Raw genomic sequence first — 20,098 nt, 5'->3', positions numbered from 1 at the left:
TCCCGGCTCCACGACCTGCGGAAACCAAACCCCTCGAACGAGTGAACGATCCGCTGCTACGCCCCGGGCTCCGCAGCCTCCCGGAGCCAGGCCCGCATCTGGCGCAGGCGCAGCCGCTTGGCGGGGGCGGTGGATTCGGCGTCGATCAGCTCGGTCATCTTGGCGACCGCCTCGGGGACCAGGTCCGCACGCTGAACGTCCCGGAGGAGGTGCCACTCGAGGACGCGCGGCGGCACCAAGTCCTCAAGGAGGCGCCACCAGAGGCGGACGGCAGCTTCCCGCTCGCCGATGGAGACGAGGTCGGACGCGAGGTCGACCATCTGACCGAGAGTCACCCTCGGGTCGGTGATGACCGTGTCGACCAGCCGGTCGACGTGTTTCCTGCCTTCGACGAGCACCAGAATCCTCAGCGCATCGAGCAACTCCTGACCGTCGACCTCCGGGGACTGCAATTGGCAGTGCGCCAATTCGACCATCAGGCCGTGATGCCGGTCCCCCTCCTTCAGCGCCAGCACGTGGAGAACCCCGGCACGCCAGCCCGGGTCCCTGCCCGCGAGCCCCTTCGCCTCACGTTCCAGGACGGCGAGCGCATCCACCGCGGAGACCTCATAGAGGACGTCCACGGCGCGCCCGGAGAGTTCCGGGCCGAGACGGGGTGTCCGCAGGGCTCGCTCCGCGAATTCCCGCGCCGCACGCTGAACGCCGCCGTTCAAGAGCTCCTCCGCGCACGGCACCAGATCGAACGGATCGATCCGCTCTCCTCCTCCGAATCGGTCGGTGATCTCCGCCATGCCCGCCGGGCCGAGAGCGGCCAGCAGCACGGCGATGATCCGGGAAGCGCTGGCGTTCCGCTGCTGCGCCCCGGCGGCATGCGTGCGGGCCCAGTCCAGCGCGACCGAACTCGCTCCCAGTTTCGCCGCGGACGGCAGCAGGCCGCTGCCATCACCCTCGGGCTCCATCCGTTCGAAGGCTTGCAGCAGCAGGTCTGCGCCTTCGTGGCCCGGGGCCTTGGCCCACAGTTCGGCGGCTTGTTGGAGTTGCTCGCCGTCCAAGAGGTCCGAATCCAGCAGTCCTTGGGCAATCCTGGCGGCTGCCGAGCCCTCCCCGAGCTTTTCGAGCGCCAAGGCCACCGATATCGCGCCACCACCGCGGGCACCCGGGTACCGGAGGGCCAGTTCGGCGATCTCCCCGGCGGCGCCGGGGTCGGCACTGAGCCACGCCTCGGCCGCCATTCGCCGGTCACTGGCATCGGCGACCGGGGTGCTCAGCACATCACGGGCGTATCCTGCCGCCTCGGAGGCAATCCCGAGGGTCTCCAGCGTTTGCGCCTTGACGGCCGTCGCCCAGAGATGGTCCCACCTTCCTTCCCAGGCATGTGCATGTTGGATCACCGCTTTCTGAGCACCTGAACTGATGGTCCGGGCGATCCGGGCAGCTCGCGGAAGCAGTCCGTACGTGTCGGGCAGAACAGACCGGAGCAGCTCTTCGAGTTCGATGACCGGCAGGCTCCTGGTGAGCGCGCCGACCGCCTCGAGCCGATAGAAGAGTCCCAGAGCGGTCCCGGTCGCCACGGCTCGCAAGCGCTCGACCACCATCGGATCATCGCCGAACGCGGCGAGCCCTCGCATGGCCTCGACCGTCTCGCTGGAGTCATTCCGCGCGCAGTCCATCAAGCGGTCCGCCAACGCCATCCGGAGCCCCGGGCCGATCGTCACCCCTTCCGCGATCAGCGAAGCGGCCAGGGTGAGGGACTCGATCTCCACCTCGCCCAGCAGGTGCCCGACGATCAGGTCGCCGTCGCAGCCCTCCCGCTCCGACCACAGGCGGAATGTGAACAGGGCGAGCGTCTTGCCCGCGCCGCCGGTTGCGCGGGCGACCCAGGCCTTCAGATCGGGGAAGTCCGGGGGAATCTCCGCGGCGTAGGAGCGGGCGGCGAGGAACTCCGCGAACGACTGGTGCAGGAAGCGGAGGTCGTCCCCGTGGGCGACCAGCAGGCCCGAGTCCAGGAGCACGGCCCGCAGTTCCCGGTCGGACGGGTCGGCACGGCCCTTCAGCCACTCCCGGGCGGCGGCCGTCAGCAGGCCGCCCTGTTCGATCCGGTAGCGGCCGAGGGTCTCCAGCAGGTCCTCCAGCCATGGCGCCCCACCCTCCCGGCGGCGGAGCAGGTACTCCAGGAAGCGCCGGTAGAGGCTCAACCGGTTGCTGGGCAGGGCCCGCAGCGGCTCCAGCGTGGCGCTGATCGCCGCGATGGTGGCGAGCAGGGGGTTGCGGACGAGTTCGCTGAGCCGCCCGTCCGCGATCTCCTCCAGGAAGCGGGCGACGGACGCGGCCGCAGCCTCGGCGTTCTCGCCCTGGGCGGTGAACCACTGGTGGGCGAAGGCGCGCAGTTCGGCCTCGTCAAAAGGCTCCATGCGGTAGCCCTCGAAGCCGGCGGCCCGCAAGGGTGCGAGTTCGGTCTCCGGCAGCGGCCGGGAGGTGACGAGGAAGCGGTAGGCGCTGTCGGCCCGGGCGTGCTGGGCGACGGCCCGAATGATTCCGGCCCGTTCCTGCCGGTCCGTCACTTCATCGAGGCCGTCCACCATCACGAGCCAGCGGGCTCCGTGGACACGGCCTGCGAAAAGGCCCGGTTCAGGGTCGACGAGCAGGCTGTGGCCCATGCAGGCGAGGGCGGCCCCGCACAGGGCGGCGCTCCACGAGCCCTCCTCTCCGACCAGGTCGCGGGCGGCGATGCGCAGCGGGACGAGCGGTTCGGCGGTCGGGGCGGCGTCGATGGACTCCTCGCGCAGCCAGATCCGGGCGAGCAGCCAGGTGAGGTGGTGGGCGAGCGTGGACTTGCCCGCCCCGGGCTCGCCGGTGACCAGCAGATGGGTGTGCCGGTCGAGGAGGTCCGAGGCGGGCAGCACGGCGTCCCACTCCGGTGACTTGGTGCCGCTCCTCTCCTGCGCCGCCGGGCCGCCGCGCGCCTCCGGGCCGCCGTCGGCCGGCTCGCGGACGGTCTGGGCGCGGACGTGCTGGCGCACGTAGATCGCCGACAGTGGCGGTTCGACGACATCGAGGAGGTCGTAGGGCAGCCGGTCGACCACGGCGGCCTGGGCGCCGAGCAGATTGCCCAGCACGGCCCCAGCGGCGGGCAAGCGGTCCCAGGAGGCGAGCCGGGGAGCGTCGGCGGCGCGTTGGGCGGCGGTCGCCCGGTCGAGGGCCAGCTTGGCGCGCTTCCAGAGCGGAGTGACCTCTCCGGGGTCGCGGCCGAGCGCCGTGGCGAGCAGTTGCACGGTCGCGAGCGGATAGAACTTGGCGGCGTTGTGCACGCCGTAGACCAGGTTCTTGTCGAAGAGCCCGGCCTGCACGAACGCGTTGGGCGTGCGGTAGCCCTTCTCGGCGAGGGCCTGCCGGAACCAAGCCGCGAGCGGTTCCAGCTCCCGGTACCGCACCTGCTCGCCCTTCGACGGACGCCCCCCAGGCATCGCATCCCCGCCCAACTTCTCACGCCCGACCGGTGTTTCCCCCGGTTTCCGGAGCCTAGTGGGAAACTCCCGCCGGTCGACAGTCTGGGTTTCGGCCGCCCGGCACCGGGCCCGGCGGCGATGACCAGAGGAGGTCCGGCGTGTTGTCGACCGACTTGCTGACGAACCCGATGGTTCTGCCGATCCTGGCGGTGTCGGGAGTCGCTTCCGTGCTCCGGGCATGGATCTCCCACCGGACGACGATCCGGCTGGCTACCGAGCGGACGCGGCGGGTGGCGTTGGCGCTCGGCAAGGGGCAGAGGAGGTCTGCGGAGGTGTTGCTTGCCTGCGCGGAGTTGGAAGGAGTAATTGGAGACGGCACCCCCGGAGAAGCCGCGGCGGCCCGTCAGCGGGTGCGCGGGCGCGGGACGATGACCGGGGCGCCGTCGGCCGGGGCGGGGAGGACGTCGGTGTCGACGTCGTACAGGGCACGCACGAGGTCCGGGTCGACCACCTCGCGGGGCGGGCCGCTGGCGACGACGGCGCCGTCGCGCAGGGCGACGAGCAGGTCGGCGTAGCGGGCCGCCGCCGCGAGGTCGTGCAGGACCATGACGACGGTGCGCCCGTCGGAGGCGACCTCGCGGACGAGTTCCAGCACCTCGACGGCGTGGCCGAGGTCGAGGGCGCTGGTCGGCTCGTCGAGCAGGACGACGGGGGCGTCCTGGGCCAGCACCATGGCGAGCCAGCAGCGCTGGCGCTGGCCGCCGGAGAGGCGGTCGAGGCGGCGGTCGGCGAGCGCCTCGACGCCGGTGGCGCGCAGGGCGTGGGCGGTGCGCCGCTCGTCCTCGGCGGACCACTGGCGGAACAGGCCCTGGTGCGGGTGGCGGCCGTAGCGCACCAGGCCGGCCACGGTGACCGCCTCGGGCGCCTGCGGGCTCTGCGGGAGCAGCGCGACGCGGTGCGCCGCCCGGCGCGGGCGCAGCCGCCACACGTCCTCGCCGCCGACCAGGACCCGCCCGGCGTCGGGCCGGTGCAGCCGGGCGACGGCCCGCAGCAGCGTGGACTTGCCGCAGCCGTTGGGGCCGACGACGGCGACGACCCGGCCGGCCGGCACGGCGAGGTCGACGCCGTCGAGCACGGGGCGCCCGGGGCCGTAGCCGGCGGTGAGGCCCTGGACGGTCAACTCCACGGTGTCTCCAGAGGGTTGATGGGCGTGCGGTTCAGGAGGCGGTCAGGGCCTTGGTGATGTCCTCGATGACGACGCCGGCCGCGAGCGGGCCGCCGCGGGTGGACCAGACCGAACCGTCCACCGTGACGGCGTGGTTGTTCTTCACGGCGCCCAACTCCCGGTAGGCGGGCTTGGACTGGACGTCCTTGAGGGCGGACTTGCCGTCGTCGGTGAGGGTGGAGAGGAACAGCCAGTCGCCGTCGATCTCGTCGAGCTTCTCCAGGCTGAGCGCCGGGCCGTGCGCGTTGCCGTCCTTGTCCTGGGACTTGGGGCGGGTGAGGCCCATGTCGAGGGCGACGCCGCTCGCGAACTGCTTCTTCTCCATCCAGCTGGGCCCGGTGGGGTTCCAGCGGACGATCGAGACGGCCGCGCCCTTGCCGGGGCCGAGGCCCTCGCCCGCCTGCTTGGCCTTGGCGTCATAGTCGCCGATGACCCTGTCGGCCTGGTCGAGCTTGTTGACGGCGTTTCCGATGCCGCGCAGGGCGAGCTTCCAGTCGTCGGTGGGCGCCATGGTGACGAGCGTGGCCGGGGTGATCTCGCGCAGCTGCTTGAGCACCTGCTCGTCCTGCATGTCGCCGGCCAGGATGAGGTCGGGCTTGGCGGCGATCACCTTGTCCATGACGGGCTGGAGCAGGTTGCCGACCACCGGGACGCCCTCGACCTTGCCCTTGAGGTAGGCGGGCGGCGCGTCCAGGCCCTGGCCGTTGGTGATGCCGACCGGCCGCACGCCGAGGGCGAGCACCGCGTCGAGGTCCTCCTGGGTGAGGGTGACGATCCGCTGGGGGGCGGCGGGGACCTCGACGGCCTTGCCCGTGGCATCCTTGACGGTCCGCTTGTCCCCGGACGACTGCGGCGCGTCGGCCGCCTTGGCAGAGGAGCCCGACGAACCCGACGAACCGCACCCGGCGAGGAGGAGGGCGGCCGCCCCGGTGACGGCCAGCACCCGGGCCGCGCGGTGGCGGGCGGGACGGAGCGGGCTATGGGCGTACGGCATGGGTGCCTCCGGGCAGCGGTGGTACGGGAGTTCGGCGGGCTCCGCCGGATCGGCGCGACGGGGGCGCCAGGACGGACCGCTTTCGACGTTAGGTTAGCCTTACCTTATGACATTGTCGCAAGTGGGCGTCCACGAAGCACCCCGGACCGGCCCGCGCAGCTCCCCCGCATCCCCCGAGCCCTCCGGGCCCGCCGGGGCGCCGGCGGGCGAGGGCCACCGCCGGACCTGGCCGGTCGCCGCCGGGGTGCTCGCGGCGCTGCTGGCGCTCGCTGCCCTCTCGCTGTCCGTCGGCGCGGGCGAGGTCGGCCCGGGGCGCGTGCTCGCCTACCTGCTGGACCGTGACGGCGCCCGCGCGGACGGCCGACTCGCCCTCGTCGTCGGCGATCTGCGCCTGCCGCGCACGCTCGCCGCGCTGCTGGTCGGCGCCGCCCTCGGGGTCGCGGGCGCGCAGCTGCAGTCCGTCACGCGCAACCCGCTCGCCGAGACCGGCCTGCTCGGCGTCAACGCGGGCGCCTCCCTCGGGGTCGTGCTCGGCATCGCCGTGCTCGGCGTCCAGAGCTCGTACGGCTACCTCGCGTTCGCGTTCGGCGGGGCCCTGGTGTCCGGCGTGCTGGTGCTGCTGATCGCGGGCGCCCGGGGCGGCGGTTCGCCGATGCGGCTGGTCCTCGGCGGATCGGCGGTCGGCGCGACCTTCGGCGGGCTCACCGGCGTCCTGATCGTCAACTCGCCGGAGGCCTACGACCGTTACCGCGTGTGGGTGCTCGGCTCGCTGGCCGGCACGGAGGGCTGGTCGACGCTCGGCCGGATCGCTCCGGTGCTCGGCCTCGGCTTCGCGGTCGCCGCGCTCGCCACCCGCCCGCTCACCGCACTCGCCCTCGGCGACGACCTCGCCCGCGGCCTCGGCCACCGGCCCGGCGCCACCCGGGCGGCGGTCGCGCTCGCCGTCACGCTGCTCACCGCCTCGGCGGTCGCGCTCGCCGGTCCGGTCTCCTTCCTCGGCCTCCTCGCCGGGTTCCTGGCCCGCGCCGCCGCCGGGCCGAGGGTCGGCCAACTGACCATGCTCGCAGGTTTGTTCGGCGCCGCCGTGCTGACCGGCGCGGACGTCCTCGCCCGCGTGGTGGCCCGGCCGTTCGAGGCGCCCGTGTCGGTGGTCGTCGCCCTGATCGGCGCGCCGGCCCTGATCGGCATCGTCCGCTCGCGCCGCACGGCCGCGCTCGCCGTCACCGAGACCGCCACGTCCTCCCCACCCGGCCGGGAACTGCCGCCCGGGAAACCGGATTTGGTCCTGCGTCGCGGCGCGTGGTCGCTGCTCCTCCCCCGCCGCGCGCTGCTCGCCGCGCTCGGGCTCGGCGCCGCCCTGCTCGCCGCCGTCGTCGTCTCCGCGCACGCCGGACAGGGCGGACTCGGCCTCGGCCGGACGTTCCAGGCCGTGTTCGGCTACGGCGACCGGCTCGACGTCCTGCTCGTGCAGCGCTTCCGGCTCGGCCGGATCGTCGCCGGGCTCGCCGCCGGCGCCGCCCTCGGCCTGGCCGGCTGCCTCACCCAGACCCTCGCCCGCAACCGCCTGGCCACCCCCGAACTGCTCGGCGTCAACGACGGCGCCACGGCCGCCGTGCTCGTCAGCGCGACCGTCTCCGGCACCTTCGGTGCCTGGTGGGCCGGACCGCTCGGCGCGCTCGCCGCCGTCCTCGCCGTCACCCTCGTCTCCGGCGAGCTCGGCGCGCGCGGCTACCGGGTCCTGGTCGTCAGCCTCGCGATGTCGGCGCTCGCCTCGGCCGTCGTCCAGGTCGCGCTCGCCCGCCGCTCGCTCAACTCGGCGGGCTCGCTGTACGTATGGACCTCCGGCAGCCTCAACGGGCGCGACTACGACGTCGCCGCGCCCGTCCTCGCCGGGCTCGCGGTCCTGGTGCCGGTCGCGCTCGCGGTGGCCCGGCGGCTGGCCGTACTGCGCTTCGACGACGACGTCGCCGCCTCGCTCGGGGTCGAGCCGGGGCGCGTCCGGCTGGTGTGCCTGCTGCTGGCCGTCGCGCTGGCCGGCCTCGCGGTCGGGGTGTGCGGGCCGGTCGGCTTCGTCGCCCTCGTCGCGCCGGTGCTGGCCGGACGGCTCGCGGGGCCGGCCCGGGTCCCGGTGGTGGGCTCGGCGCTCGCGGGCGCCCTGCTCGTCGTGCTCGCGGACACGCTCGGGCGGGTGCTGATCGGCGGTGTGGAGATCCCGGTCGGCATCGTCACGACGGTGCTCGGCGGGCCGTTCCTGCTCTGGGTGCTGCTCGGGCGCAGGGGCGGCGCGGTGTGACGGCGAGCACGGTGCGGGAGCGAGCGCCGCGTGAAAGCAAGCGCGGCGTGACGACTGATTCGCTTGAACGAAAGGGGAGTTGGACCATGGAGCAGCAGACGGGCCCGCGCATCGAGCCCGATCCGGACGATCCGACCTACCGGCAGGTGACGTTCACGTACGACGGCCCGGACTGCGACGGCGTGCTCGCGCTCGTCCACACCGTCACGGACCGGGACCGGCACGCCGGCGACCTCACCCCGCACCTCATGAAACCGACGGGGAGAGGGCGTTGGGAGATCACCTACCGCCTGCGGGCCGACCATCGCGCGTCCTACCAGGTGTACCCGTTCCACGGCGCGCCCCCCGGCACCGCGCGCGCCGACTGGATGCGCGTCCTCGACGACGCCCGGCCCGACCCGCACGGCGGCCCCCTGCTCCCCGCCCGGGACGGCCGGCGGCCCGCCACCGTCCTCAGCCTCCCCGAGGCGCCCGCCCAGCCGTACGCGGCCCGGCGCGACGGCGTGCCGCGCGGGCGGACGACGGCCCGTGCGCTCGACGGGCGCCGGGTGGACGTCCACCTCCCGGCCGGCTGGAGCGCCGACGGGCCCGCCGCGCCGTACGCGGTGGCGGTGCTGCTCGACGGCGAGATGTGGGGCGAGGTGCTGTCCGTCGGCGACACCCTCGACAACCTGGCGGCCGACGGCGCCCTCCCCCCGACGGTCGCGCTGCTCGTGCACACCATGGGCCCCGAGCGCGCGGCCGACCTCAGCTGCAACCCGGGCTTCGTCGACTTCCTCGCCGACCGGCTCCTCCCCTGGGCCGCCCGCGAGTTCGGCGCCACCACGGACCCGGCGGCCACCGTCGTCGCCGGCCAGAGCGCGGGCGGCCTCACCGCCGCCTTCGCCGCCTACCGGCGCCCGGAGCGCTTCGGCAACGCGCTCGCCCAGTCCGGCTCGTTCTGGTGGCCGGACGAGACCGAGTTCGACGCCGGCAGCGAGTGGCTCACCCGCCGCTTCGCCACCGAGGAGCGCCGGGCGGCGCGCTTCTACGTCGAGGTGGGGCTCCAGGAGTGGCTGCTCCTCGCCCAGAGCCGCCACCTGCGCGACGTCCTCACGGCGCGCGGCTACGACCTCGAATACCGGGAGTTCAACGGCGGGCACGACTACGCCTGTTGGCGTGGCGGCCTCGCCGACGGGCTCGCGCACCTGCTGCGCGACCGCCGCCGACCCGGGCCCCTCACCCCTCCGGGGGACCGCCCTCCGCGGGCCCCAGCCCCGTGCGGGCCAGCCAGCGGGCGGGGGAGGTGAGCTCGCGGCGGGTCGGCACCAGGGAGCGGTCCGTCCAGATCCGGTTCACCGTCTCCGTCCCACCCGCCTCGACCAGCGTGCGCACGAACCGCACCGCCTTCTCGTGGGTGTCCGACTCGGCGCGCACGCCCGGCAGGCGGGACAGCAGCCGGGCGGCCCGGGCCGTCTTCCGCTCCCCCGCCTGGTCCCGGGCCAGCAGCCGGCGCGTCGCCCAGCGCGCGTGCCCCTCCCACAGCGCGCCGAGGACCGGGTCGTCCTCCCGCGTGCCGCCGGAGGTCCGGTGGAGCAGCAGCGCCTCGACCGCGTCCGCGCCCGGCCGGGGGCCGCCCGCGCGGATCTGGGCCTGGTGGGTCAGCAGGTGCGCCAGCACCGCGCGCAGCGGGGCCCGCTGCGGCGCGCCCGCCAGCAGCGCCGGGGCCAGCAGGAGCACCCACCGGCCCTCCTCGTCCTGCACCACCCGACCGGACGGCACGCAGCTGATCCTGCGGTCGGAGTCCGCCGACGCCGGCCCCTTGCGCAGCGCCGCCTCGGCCTTCTCGCGCTTCGCCGGGTCCGCGACGGCCGCCAGCGCCTCGCCCGCGAGGACGGTCTCGCAGACCCGGCGCACGTAGGCCTCGCGGCGCTGCGCGAACGCGTCCGGGTCCACCAGCGCGAGGCGCACCCCGGGGCCGAGGTCGAGGCCCGTGGTCTCCTCGACGGGACCGGCCAGTTCCCCGGTCAGGACGCGGGCCGCCTCCGCCAGGGCGTCCCACGCACCGCCCGCCTGCTGTTCGACGACGATCTCGATCTCGATCACGAAGCGGAACTGTACGTCGCCTGGAAAACTCTTCCCACTCGGTGCGCCGGACCGGCCGGAAACCGGCGTCCGGGAAGCGGTCCCCGGAGCGTCATGAGGGCGGCCCGGCACCGTGCTAGCGTCCCGGTGGCGGCGCACCGGCGCGCCCGCCCCGGACGAGACGTGCGCCGTACCCGGCCCGACAAGACGACGCACCGGAGGAGGCGTCATGCCCGACTTCACCCGGGCCGTCCCGGTGCCGCGGCCGCTGGACGTGCGGTGGATCCACGGCTCGCCGTCGGCCAAGCACGACACCGGGCCGGAGATCCAGGTCCACGCGTACGACGAGCACACGGTCGTACTGCGGCAGAACAAGGCCGTCCACTACGAGGCGCCGTTCCTGTACCTCCTGTTCGGGGCCGAGCGGGCGGTGCTGCTCGACACCGGGGCGACCGCCGACGCCGCGCACTTCCCGCTGCGCGCGGTGGTCGACGAACAGATCGAGGCGTGGCTCGCCCGCCACCCGCGGGACGGGTACGGACTGCTCGTGCTGCACACCCACCCGCACGGCGACCACGTCGCGGGCGACGGCCAGTTCGCCGACCGCCCCGACACGACCGTGGTCGCCGCCGACCCGGCCGTCGCATGGCCCTTCTTCGGCTTCGACACCGACCCGGACGCCGTGGCCCTCGTCGACCTGGGCGGCGGCCGGGTGCTGGAGTGCCTCGCCACCCCGGGCCACCACCCGGCGGCGGTCACGTACTACGACCCCTGGACGGGCGTCCTCCTCACCGGCGACACCGTCTACCCCGGGCGGCTCTACATCGACGACTGGCCCGCGTTCACGCGCAGCATCGACCGCCTGATCGCCCTCGCCGACCGCCGCCCGGCCACCCACGTGCTCGGCTGCCACATCGAGATGACCACCACCCCGGGCGTGGACTACCCGATCCGCACCACCTACCAGCCCGACGAACCCCCGCTCCAGCTCACGGTCGAGGACCTCCACGACATCCGCACAGCCCTCACATCGTCGGGCGGCACCCCGACCCGCCACGCCCTCCCGAACCTGATCCTCTGGCCGAGCGAATAGTCAGTCCCGGTAGGGGACCAGCCCCGACAGGTCGAGCTCGAAGCCGAACGGTTCGGGGATGCGGATCGACTCTCCGCGTGATCAGTCTTCCGGTGGCGGGGGCGCGAGGGCCTTCGGGAGGCGGGTGGCGGGGAGGACAGCGGCGGCGATCGGGAGGGCGGTGGCGAGGAGGGCGATGCGGTAGGGGGTGGGGTTGTCGCCGTCGGCCAGGAGGGCGACGAGGGCGGCGGTCGTCGCGATGCCCAGGGCTCCGCCGAGGGTGCGGACGATCGTGAACAGGGCCATCGCCCGGCCCGTCGCGGGCGGCGGGACGTCGGCGAAGCCGGCGATCTGCAGGGTGAGCACGGCGGTGCCCAGGACCAGGCCCACGGCGAACATCAACGCCCTTACCGCCCACGGGTCTTCGGTGAGAGCCAGCGCGGTCAGGACCGCCGCCGCCAGCAGCAGGGCGGGCACGGCCAGGCGGCGCGGGCCGAGGCGGGGCAGGAGGCGGTCCACCGCCTGGGAGGCAGCCATCAGGCCCACCGCCTCGGGGAAGACGCTCAGGCCCGCGTCCAGCGCCGAGGCGCCGAGGGCCACTTGGTAGAGCAGCGGGAGAACGAACAGCGCGCCCATCAGCCCGGCCGACGTCAGCAGCGCGAGCCGGGCGGCGGCGCCGAAGGTGCGGTCGGCGAGCAGCCGCAGGTCCACCAGTGGTTCGGCGGACCGGAGTTGGTGACGCACGACGGCCACGAGGAGCACCGTCCCGGTCACCCCGCTCACCAGCACCTCCGGCGACGACCAGCCCTGCGCCGGGCCGAAGCCGAGCGCGTACGTGAGCAGGCCGAGGCCCGGGGTGGCGAGCAGGAAGCCGGTGGTGTCGAAGCGTCCGGCCGGGGGCTCCTCCCCCGCCCGCAGGCCGACGAGCCCGACGGCCACGGCGGCCGCGCCGATCGGCACGTTCACGAGGAACAGCCAGTGCCAGGAGAGGTGTTCGGTGAGGAACCCGCCGAGCGGCGGGCCGAGGGCGGGCATCAGTGCCGTCGGCACGATCAGCACCTTGCCGAGGCCCGCCCGCTCGTGCGGGGCGAAGGCCCGGAACAGCAGCGTCATCCCGACCGGCGTCAGCAGGCCGCCCGCGACGCCCTGGACGGCCCGGGCGGCGGCCAGTGCGCCCAGCCCGGGCGCCGCGGCGCACAGCGCGGAGGCGAGCGTGAACGCGGCCAGCGCCCCGAGGAACACCCGCTTCACCCCGTACCGGTCGCCGAGCCAGCCGGCCACGGGCAGGCCGGCGGCGAGGCCGACGAGGAACGCGGTCTCGACCGCGTTGGCCGCCTCGACCGGCCGGCCGAAGTCCCCCGCGATCGTGTACAGCGCGGGGTTGACGATCGTCGAGTCCAGGCCGCTCATGCACATCGCGGCCGTGTAGGCGACGACCACCGCGGCCCGGCCGGCCAGAAGGGGCCGGGCCTCGGCGGGTGCGGTCACAGGTCGGTCCAGTGCGCGGAGATCCAGTCCAGGGCGGCGGTGCGGGCGCACGGGCCGTGGGCGACGTCCCAGCCGGCCGGGACGGCGGCGAAGGCGGGCCAGAGGGAGTGCTGGCCCTGGCCGTTGACGAGGGCGAGGAAGTCGCCGTCGGCGTCGAAGGGGTTGGCGGGTGCGTCACTCATGGGTGGCGTTCTCCAGGTGGTCGGCGATCACGCGGGCGATGTGCGCGATGGGTGCGGGCAGGGTCATGTCCTTGTGCGAGCAGGCGACGTCGGTGTCGGCGATCCGGCCGGACACGTACGGCGTCCACAGCTCGGGCACGAGCGTCTCGTCGATGGTGTCGACGGTCGCGCGGAAGAACAGCACGTCGCCGTCGAAGCGCCGGTGGTCGTAGCCGCGCACGAGGTGGTTGGTGTTGAGGTAGATCCGGTTCAGGGCCTCGACGGTGGCGTCGCCGAGCCCGGCGAGCGGGCTGCCCTCGCGGCGCAACAGCGCGGTGACGGAGGCGAGTTCGAGCGGCCGGCCGGCGAGGTCGGCCGGGCCGAAGCCGCCCATGGTGAGCAGGGCCTCCAGCGCCTCGGCCTGGTCGGGGACGGGCAGCTCGCGGAAGCCCTCGGCCGGGTAGGCGTCCAGGATGGCGAGCAGCTCGACGGCGTGGCCCAGCTCCTGGAGCCGGACGGCGACGGCGTGCGCGATGATGCCGCCGGTGGACCAGCCGAGCAGCCGGTACGGGCCGTCGGGCTGCACCTCGCGCAGCCGGTCCGCGTAGTGCGCCGCCAGCTCCTCCAGGCTCCGCGGCAGCGGCTCCTCCGCGGTGGCGGCGCCGACGCCCTGCGCCTGGAGGCCGTAGATCGGCACGTCGGCGGGCAGGTGGCGGATCAGCCCGGTGTAGCACCAGCTCAGGCCGCCCGCCGGATGGATCGCGAACAGCGGGGCCTGCCGTCCGGGTGCGGCGGGCCGCAGCGGGAGCAGGACGTCGAGCGCGTCGGCGTCCTCGTCCCCGGCGGCCAGGGCTGTGTCCAGGGCGGCGACCGTCGGGGCACGGAACAGGGTGCCGATGCCCACGTCGACGCCGAGGACGTCGCGGATCCGGCCGGCGAGGCGGACGACCAGCAGCGAGTGGCCGCCGAGGGCGAAGAAGTCGTCCTCGACGCCGACCGCGGGGGCGCCCAGGACCTCGGCGAACAGTTCGCACAGCTGCTGCTCGCGCGGAGTGCGCGGCGGACGGCCGGCGCCGGCGGCGGGCGCCTCGGGGGCGGGCAGCGCGCGGCGGTCCAGCTTGCCGTTGGCAGTGAGCGGGAGGCGGTCGAGGAGCACGACCGCGGACGGCACCATGTGGGCGGGCAGTCCGGCGGCGGCGTGGGCGCGGAGCTCGTCCGGCGTGGCCGTGGCGACGGCGTAGCCGACGAGCCGCTTGTCGCCGGGTGCGTCCTCCCGGACGACCACGGCGGCGTCGGCGACGCCCGGGTGGGCGGCCAGGACGGCCTCGATCTCGCCGGGTTCGATCCGGAAGCCGCGGATCTTCACCTGCTGGTCGGCCCGCCCGAGGTACTCCAGTTCCCCGTCGGCGCGGCGGCGGGCGAGGTCGCCGGAGCGGTACATCCGGGTGCCGCGCTCGCCGAACAGCTCGGCGTACGGGTCGGCGACGAAGCGCCCGGCGCTCAGCGCGGGACGGCCGAGGTAGCCGCGGGCGAGGCCGGCCCCGGCGACGTACATCTCGCCGGTGACGCCGGGCGGCACGGGCTGGAGGTGCTCGTCGAGGACGTAGACGCGCAGGTCGGGGATGTTGACGCCGATGGTGCTGCCGGTTCCGGCGGCGGCGCTCGCCCGGTCGAGGGCGCGGTGGGTGACGTGCACGGTGGTCTCGGTGATGCCGTACATGTTGACCAGGACGGGCGCGTCCTCGGGGTGCCGCGCGTACCAGTCGTCGAGGCGGCCGGGTTCGAGCACCTCGCCGCCGAACACGACGTACCGCAGGGCGAGTTCGCGCCCGGGGTGGTCCCGGTCGGCGGCGCTGAGCTGGTAGAACGCGGACGGGGTCTGGTTGAGGACGGTGACGCGCTCGCGGGCGAGCAGGTCGAGGAAGGCCGCCGGGTCGCGGCTGACCAGGTGCGGGACGACGACCAGCCGGCCGCCGTGCAGCAGGGCGCCCCACAGCTCCCAGACGGAGAAGTCGAAGGCGTAGGAGTGGAAGAGCGTCCAGACGTCCTCGGGACCGAAGCCGAACCAGTGGTCGGTGGCGCCGAACAGCCGGACGACGTTGCGGTGGGTGACGGGCACGCCCTTGGGCCGGCCGGTGGAGCCGGACGTGTAGATGACGTAGGCGGTGTCGTCGGCCCGCAGTGGACGGGTGCGTTCGTGCTGGGCGAGCGGGACGGCGGGGAACGCCTCTTCTTCGTCGTCGACGAGGAGTCGGGGCACGTCGTTGCCGGGCAGCCGGGGTGCGGTGGCGCGATCGGTGAGGAGGGCGGCGGGGGCGGCGTCGGCCAGCATGTAGGCGAGGCGGTCGGCCGGGTAGTCGGGGTCGAGCGGCAGGTAGGCCGCGCCGGACTTGGTCACCGCGAGGAGGGCGACGACGAGTTCGAGCGAGCGGGGCAGGGCGAGCGCGACGATCGTACCGGGACCGATGCCGCGCGCGGCGAGGGCGCGGGCCAAGCGGTCGGCGCGGGCGCCGAGTTCGGCGTAGTCGAGCCGATCGTCCCCGTAACCGACGGCCACGGCCCCGGGATTGGCCTTTGCGGCCGCCTCGAAGAGCTCGGGCAGCGTCGCGCCGGGCACGCCAGGGCCAGGCAGCCCAGGACCGGGCACCGAGGGGACGGGCGTGCCGTTCCAGTCGACGAGTGCGCGCCGGCGCTCCTCCTCGCCGAGCAACGGGAGTCGGCCGATGGCGGTGTCGGGGTCGGCCGCGGCAGCGGTCAGGAGCCGGGCGAGCCGGGTGGCCAGGGCCTCGGCGGTGGACGCGTCGAACAGGTCGGTGCGGTACTCCAGGAAGCCGCCGATGCCGCCGCCGGGGAGCTCGCCCGCGTTGAGGGTGAGGTCGAACTTGGCGGTGCCGGTGGGCACGGCGGCCATGCGGGCGGTGAGGCCCCCGGCCAGCGCGAAGTCCTCGTCCGGGCGGCTCTGCCAGGCCAGCATCACCTGGAAGAGCGGGTGCCGGGCCAGCGACCGGGGCGGGTTGAGCTCCTCGACGAGCCGGTCGAACGGCAGGTCGGCGTGCTCGTGCGCGGCCAGGACGGTGCCGCGGACGCGCCCGAGCAGCTCTCGGAAGCCCGGGTCGCCCGAGGTGTCCGTGCGCAGGACCACCGAGTTGACGAAGTAGCCGACCAGCGCGGCGGTCTCCGGCTCGTCGCGACCCGCCACCGGGGTGCCGACCGGGATGTCGGTGCCGCAGCCGTGCCGGGTGAGCACGGCGGCGAGACCCGCCTGGACGGCCATGAAGACGGTGGTGCCGGTGGCCCGGGCGAGCGCCGCGAGGGCGGCGTGGGCCTCGGCGCCGAGCGCGAACGGCACCGTGGCGCCGTCGTGTCCGGCGACGGCCGGGCGCGGGCGGTCGGTGGGGAGTTCGAGCTGGTCGGGCAGGCCGTCGAGCGCGGTCCGCCAGTGGTCGAGCTGCCGGGCGGCGAGCGGGGCCGGCGCCTCGGGCGTACCGAGGAGCTGCCGCTGGCGGGCGGCGTGGTCGGCGAACTGGACGGTGAGTTCGCCGAATTCGGGATCGGACCCGGCTGCCCGGGCGCGGTAGGCCGTGGCGAGGTCGCGGGCCAGCGGGGTGGTGGACGCGCCGTCGCCGGCGATGTGGTGGAGCAGGAGGAGGAGCGCGTGCTCCTGCTCGCCGTCCCTGAACAGGCCTGCCCGCAGGGGCGGTTCGGCCGTCAGGTCGAAGGCGTGGCGGACCGCCTCGGCAAGGCTGTCGCCATGGTGCAGCGCAACGGGCATGGCGGGCAGTACCCGCTGGTACGGCGTCCCGTCGGGCTCCTCGCCGTAGACCGTGCGGAGGATCTCGTGCCGGGCCGCGAGGTCGGCGACGGCGAGCGCGAGCGCGTCCCGGTCGAGCGGACCGGTGAGGGTGAGCGCGAGCGGGATGTTGTAGGTGGGGCTGGGGCCTTCGAGCCGGTGCAGGAACCAGAGTCCGCGCTGGGCGGGCGACAGCGGCATGCGCTCGGCGCGCGGGACGGGCACGAGGGCGGGGCGCGGCTCGGGGGCGGAACGCTCGCGCAGCAGGGTGGCGAGCCCGGCCGGGGTGGGGTGGCGGAAGACGTCGGCGAACCCGACGGTGGCGCCCAGGGTCTCGCGGACGCGGGCGGCGAGGCGGCCCGCGAGCAGGGAGTGGCCGCCAAGGTCGAAGAAGGACGCCTCCCGGCCGGGCGTCTCGGCGAGGGCGAGGACGTCGGCGAAGAGGCCGCACAGGACCTCCTCCTGCGGGGTGGCCGCGGGCTCCGATCCGCCCGCGGTGGCGGAGGGTTCGGGCAGGGCGCGGTGGTCGAGCTTGTCGTGGGCGGTGCGCGGCAGGTCGTCGAGGACGAGGACGGCGGCCGGCACCATGTGCGCGGGCAGGCGGGCGGCGAGTCCGGCCCGCAGCGCGGCCGGCGAGGGCGTCGCACCGGGCGCGGGGACCGCGTAGCCGAGCAGCCGCTTGCCCTGCGGGCCCGGTCGCGCGATCACCACGGCCCGCTCGACGTCGGGGAGTTGCGCCAGGACGGCGGCGATCTCGCCGGGCTCGACGCGGAAGCCGCGGATCTTCACCTGGTCGTCGGCGCGGCCGAGGAACTCCAGCGTCCCGTCGGGGCGGCGCCGGGCGAGGTCCCCGGTGCGGTACATCCGGGAGCCGGGCGGGCCGTACGGGTCGGCGACGAAGCGTTCGGCGGTGAGGTCCGGACGGCCGAGGTAGCCGCGCGCCAAACAGGCCCCGGCGATGTGGAGTTCGCCGGTGGCTCCGTCGGGCACCGGGCGCAGGGAGCCGTCCAGGACGTAGGCCCGGGAGCCGCGCACCACCCGGCCGACGGGGGTGCCGTCGGGGCCCGGGGTCCACGCGTAGGCGTCGACGGTGGTCTCGGTCGGACCGTACAGGTCGACGGAGCACACGCCGGGGACCGCGGCGAGGCGCTGCCACAGCGCGGGCGGGGTGGCCTCGCCGCCGACGGCGATGACGGCCGGGCGGTGCCGGCCGTCGTCCAGGAGGCCTTCGGCGAGCAGGACTTCGAGGTAGGACGGGGTGACGTCGAGGTAGTCGACGCGCTCGCGGTCGACGTGGGCGACGAGGGCGGCCGGGTCGCGGTAGGTGGCGTCGTCGAGGAGGTGCAGTTCGTGACCGTGGACCATCCACAGCAGTGGGTCCCACGAGGCGTCGAAGGCGAAGGAGGCGCTGTGGGCGACGCGCAGGCGGGTGCGGCCGGTGCGCCGGACGGCCGGGGCGATGTGGTCCTCGCCGTGTCCGGCGTGGAGGTTGGCCAGCGCGGCGTGGGTGACGACGACGCCCTTGGGCCGGCCGGTGGAACCCGAGGTGTGCAGGATGTAGGCGGGGTCGGCGAGTTGGGGCGCCGGAAGAACGGTGACCGGCGGTTCGGGGAGCGGCGGTTGGGGGAACTGTGGTTCGGGGAGCGACGGTTCGGGGAACTGTGGTTCGGGGAGCGACGCGTCGAGGACGATCGTGGGCACGTGGCCCGGCAGGTCGAGCCCGGCGAGGGCGGCGGCGGTACCGACGGCGCAGGCCGGGCGGGCGTCGGCCAGGACGGCGGCGAGGCGCTGCCGGGGGTGGGCGAGGTCGAGCGACACGCAGGCACCGCCGGCCTTGAGCACGGCGAGCATCGCGACCACGGTGTCGGCGCTGCGGGGCAGGGCCAGGGCGACGGGTGCCCCCGCGCGGACGCCGAGCGCGGCGAGGCGGTGGGCGAGGCGCGTCGACTCCTCGTCCAACTCCTGGAAGGTGAGCGCGACTTCGCCGCAGCAGACGGCAGCGGCGGCCGGGGTCCGGGCGGCCTGCTCGGCGAACAGCTCGGGCAGCGTCCGGTCGGCCGGCGGCTCGTCGCGGCCGGTGGTGGCGCGGCGGAGGGCGTCGGCGTCGAGCAGGTCGATGCGGGCGATCGGCGTGCCGGGGTCGGCGAGGAGCAGCCGGGCGAGGCCGTCGAGGTAGCGCAGCAGGCCGTCCCGGTGGGCGGCGAGCGCGTCGGCGTCGTAGCGGACGGGGTCGGCCTCCAGGACCAGCCGCAGGGCGCCGTCGGGGCCGGGCGAGACGGCGAGCGCGAGGTCGTCGACCGGGCCGGCGGCGAGGTTGCGCACGGTGCCGGGCAGGCCGGCGAGGTCGAGGTCGCCCTCGAAGGCCTTGATGTTGACCACCGGGCCGAACAGGGCGCGGCGGTCCCCGGTCAGGGCGAGGTCGCGGCGCAGGTCCTCCAGGGGGTAGCGCTGGTGGCGGCGGACGGCGCGCAGTTCGCGGACCACCCGGCGCAGGAGCCCGTCCGCGGTGTCGGCGGGGTGGACGGCGACGCGCAGCGGGAGGACGTTGGCGGTGGCGACAGGGGTGCGCAGGGCGGCGGGGCCGCGCCGGTTAGCGAGCGGGAGGCCGAGGACGACGTCCTCGGTGGCGGCCAGGCGGTGCAGGTAGCCGGCGGTGGCGGCGAGGACGAGTTCGGCCCAGGTGGCGCGGGCGGCGGTGGCGGCGCGCTCCAGGCGGTCGCGGGTGCCGGCGGGGAGGTCGGCGGCGAGGCGCAGGGGCGGGGCGGTGGTGGCGGGGGTGGCGTTGGCGTTCGCGTCGGGATCGGCGGTGCGGCCGGGGAACGTGGCCGGTGCGGCGGTCGCGTCGGTGGTGGCGGCGGCGCTGCCGGTGTCCGCGAGGCGGGCGGTCCAGAAGGCGCGGTCGGCGGCGTACTCGTCGGAGTGGCGGTAGGCCTGCTCCTCGGCGACGAGTTCGGCGAGCGGGGCGAACGGGCTCTCGGCGGGACGGGTGCCGCCGGCGCCTGCCGTGTACAGCTCCGCGACGCGCTCGCCCAGGAGGGCCAACGCATAGGCGTCGACGGCGAGATGGTGGATCCGCCGGTACCACAGGTGCCGGTCGGCGGCGAGGCGGATCAGGGCGTGGGTGAACAGCGGGCCGGCGGTGAGGTCGGCCGGGCGGGCGAGGTCGGCGCGCATCCAGGCGTCGGCCTCGGCGTCGGGGTCGGCGGCGGCGCTCACGTCGAGGCGGTGCAGCGGCCAGGGGCGGCCGGGGCGCAGCCGCTGGCGCGGCGTGCCGTCCGGGCCGGTGACGACGACGGCGCTCAACGCCTCGGCCTCGCCGACCGCCCGCCGGAGGCTGCGTTCGAACAGGGTCTCGTCGAGCGGGCCGGTGATCTCGACGGCGTCACCGGTGTTGTACGCCGGGCTGCCGGGGTCGAGCGACTGGGCGAACCAGATGGCCGCCTGGGTGGCGAGCAGCGGGAGGTCGGCGACCGCTCCTCGGAGGGGGGCGGCTGGGTCGGACGCGGCCTGGTGGCGGGGCATGGTGCGGGGAGCTCCTCGGGGTCCGGTCGGGTCCGGTCGGGTC

Annotated in this window: 10 protein-coding genes and 1 riboswitch; of the genes, 3 read left to right on the top strand and 7 right to left on the bottom strand. The window is 75.2% G+C overall.

Going from position 1 to position 20,098, the window contains the following annotated elements; translation table 11 throughout:
- Nucleotides 1-56: 56 nt before the first annotated feature.
- The 3 genes from ACFV4G_RS03960 to ACFV4G_RS03950 all read right to left on the bottom strand — a co-directional run bounded on the left by ACFV4G_RS03960 (nucleotide 57) and on the right by ACFV4G_RS03950 (nucleotide 5,665).
- Nucleotides 57-3,479, bottom strand: a complete 3,423-nt coding sequence (locus tag ACFV4G_RS03960) for an NACHT domain-containing protein (RefSeq protein WP_380436163.1) — start codon at nucleotides 3,477-3,479, stop codon at nucleotides 57-59.
- Between the two features lie 370 nt (nucleotides 3,480-3,849).
- Nucleotides 3,850-4,632, bottom strand: coding sequence for an ABC transporter ATP-binding protein (locus ACFV4G_RS03955; protein ID WP_380436161.1), 783 nt, complete (start codon nucleotides 4,630-4,632; stop codon nucleotides 3,850-3,852).
- A 31-nt stretch (nucleotides 4,633-4,663) separates the two neighbouring features.
- Nucleotides 4,664-5,665 carry an ABC transporter substrate-binding protein gene (locus tag ACFV4G_RS03950; RefSeq protein WP_380436159.1) on the bottom strand — a complete coding sequence of 334 codons (1,002 nt, stop codon included), beginning with the start codon at nucleotides 5,663-5,665 and terminating at the stop codon, nucleotides 4,664-4,666.
- Between the two features lie 106 nt (nucleotides 5,666-5,771).
- Between ACFV4G_RS03950 and fhuB the strand changes: the two genes are divergently transcribed.
- Nucleotides 5,772-7,958, top strand: a complete 2,187-nt coding sequence (gene fhuB, locus ACFV4G_RS03945) for a Fe(3+)-hydroxamate ABC transporter permease FhuB (RefSeq protein WP_380436157.1) — start codon at nucleotides 5,772-5,774, stop codon at nucleotides 7,956-7,958.
- An 86-nt stretch (nucleotides 7,959-8,044) separates the two neighbouring features.
- Nucleotides 8,045-9,247: an alpha/beta hydrolase-fold protein gene (locus tag ACFV4G_RS03940; RefSeq protein WP_380436155.1), complete on the top strand. Its 1,203-nt coding sequence runs from the start codon at nucleotides 8,045-8,047 to the stop codon at nucleotides 9,245-9,247.
- Here the strand turns inward: ACFV4G_RS03940 and ACFV4G_RS03935 are convergent.
- Nucleotides 9,177-10,043, bottom strand: coding sequence for a zinc-dependent metalloprotease (locus ACFV4G_RS03935; RefSeq protein WP_380436153.1), 867 nt, complete (start codon nucleotides 10,041-10,043; stop codon nucleotides 9,177-9,179). The genes ACFV4G_RS03940 and ACFV4G_RS03935 overlap by 71 nt on opposite strands.
- Nucleotides 10,044-10,169: 126 nt before the next feature.
- A riboswitch (guanidine-III (ykkC-III) riboswitch) is annotated at nucleotides 10,170-10,239 on the top strand.
- Nucleotides 10,240-10,251: 12 nt separating this feature from the next.
- Here ACFV4G_RS03935 and ACFV4G_RS03930 point away from each other — a divergent pair.
- Nucleotides 10,252-11,115 (top strand): MBL fold metallo-hydrolase, encoded by an 864-nt coding sequence (locus tag ACFV4G_RS03930; RefSeq protein WP_380436151.1) that lies wholly within the window; start codon nucleotides 10,252-10,254, stop codon nucleotides 11,113-11,115.
- 81 nt (nucleotides 11,116-11,196) lie between these two features.
- Here ACFV4G_RS03930 and ACFV4G_RS03925 read toward each other — a convergent pair whose 3' ends face one another.
- From ACFV4G_RS03925 to ACFV4G_RS03915, 3 genes are read right to left on the bottom strand one after another with little or no spacing between them, the layout of a single operon-like run.
- The gene (locus ACFV4G_RS03925; protein ID WP_380436149.1) at nucleotides 11,197-12,582 is read right to left on the bottom strand and encodes a DHA2 family efflux MFS transporter permease subunit; all 1,386 of its coding nucleotides are present in this window, start codon (nucleotides 12,580-12,582) and stop codon (nucleotides 11,197-11,199) included.
- The gene (locus ACFV4G_RS03920; RefSeq protein WP_380436147.1) at nucleotides 12,579-12,764 is read right to left on the bottom strand and encodes an MbtH family protein; all 186 of its coding nucleotides are present in this window, start codon (nucleotides 12,762-12,764) and stop codon (nucleotides 12,579-12,581) included. The genes ACFV4G_RS03925 and ACFV4G_RS03920 overlap by 4 nt, the downstream gene beginning before the upstream one ends.
- A complete protein-coding gene (locus ACFV4G_RS03915) occupies nucleotides 12,757-20,055 on the bottom strand; it encodes an amino acid adenylation domain-containing protein (RefSeq protein ID WP_380436145.1) in 7,299 nt (2,432 codons plus the stop codon). Before ACFV4G_RS03915 ends, ACFV4G_RS03920 begins: the two co-directional genes overlap by 8 nt.
- Nucleotides 20,056-20,098 lie beyond the last annotated feature (43 nt).

The sequence above is a fragment of the Kitasatospora sp. NPDC059747 genome, assembly GCF_042732955.1.
GTDB lineage: Bacteria > Actinomycetota > Actinomycetes > Streptomycetales > Streptomycetaceae > Kitasatospora.
Note: the sequence above shows the minus strand (reverse complement) of the source record. Positions and strands in the feature narration are given on the sequence as shown.

Excerpts from the sequence above, each read along its gene's own strand:
- ACFV4G_RS03915 (WP_380436145.1), bottom strand. The coding sequence starts at position 20,055 with ATGCCCCGCCACCAGGCCGCGTCCGACCCAGCCGCCCCCCTCCGAGGA.
- ACFV4G_RS03930 (WP_380436151.1), top strand. The coding sequence starts at position 10,252 with ATGCCCGACTTCACCCGGGCCGTCCCGGTGCCGCGGCCGCTGGACGTG.
- fhuB (WP_380436157.1), top strand. The coding sequence starts at position 5,772 with ATGACATTGTCGCAAGTGGGCGTCCACGAAGCACCCCGGACCGGCCCG.
- ACFV4G_RS03940 (WP_380436155.1), top strand. The coding sequence starts at position 8,045 with ATGGAGCAGCAGACGGGCCCGCGCATCGAGCCCGATCCGGACGATCCG.
- ACFV4G_RS03950 (WP_380436159.1), bottom strand. The coding sequence starts at position 5,665 with ATGCCGTACGCCCATAGCCCGCTCCGTCCCGCCCGCCACCGCGCGGCC.
- ACFV4G_RS03920 (WP_380436147.1), bottom strand. The coding sequence starts at position 12,764 with ATGAGTGACGCACCCGCCAACCCCTTCGACGCCGACGGCGACTTCCTC.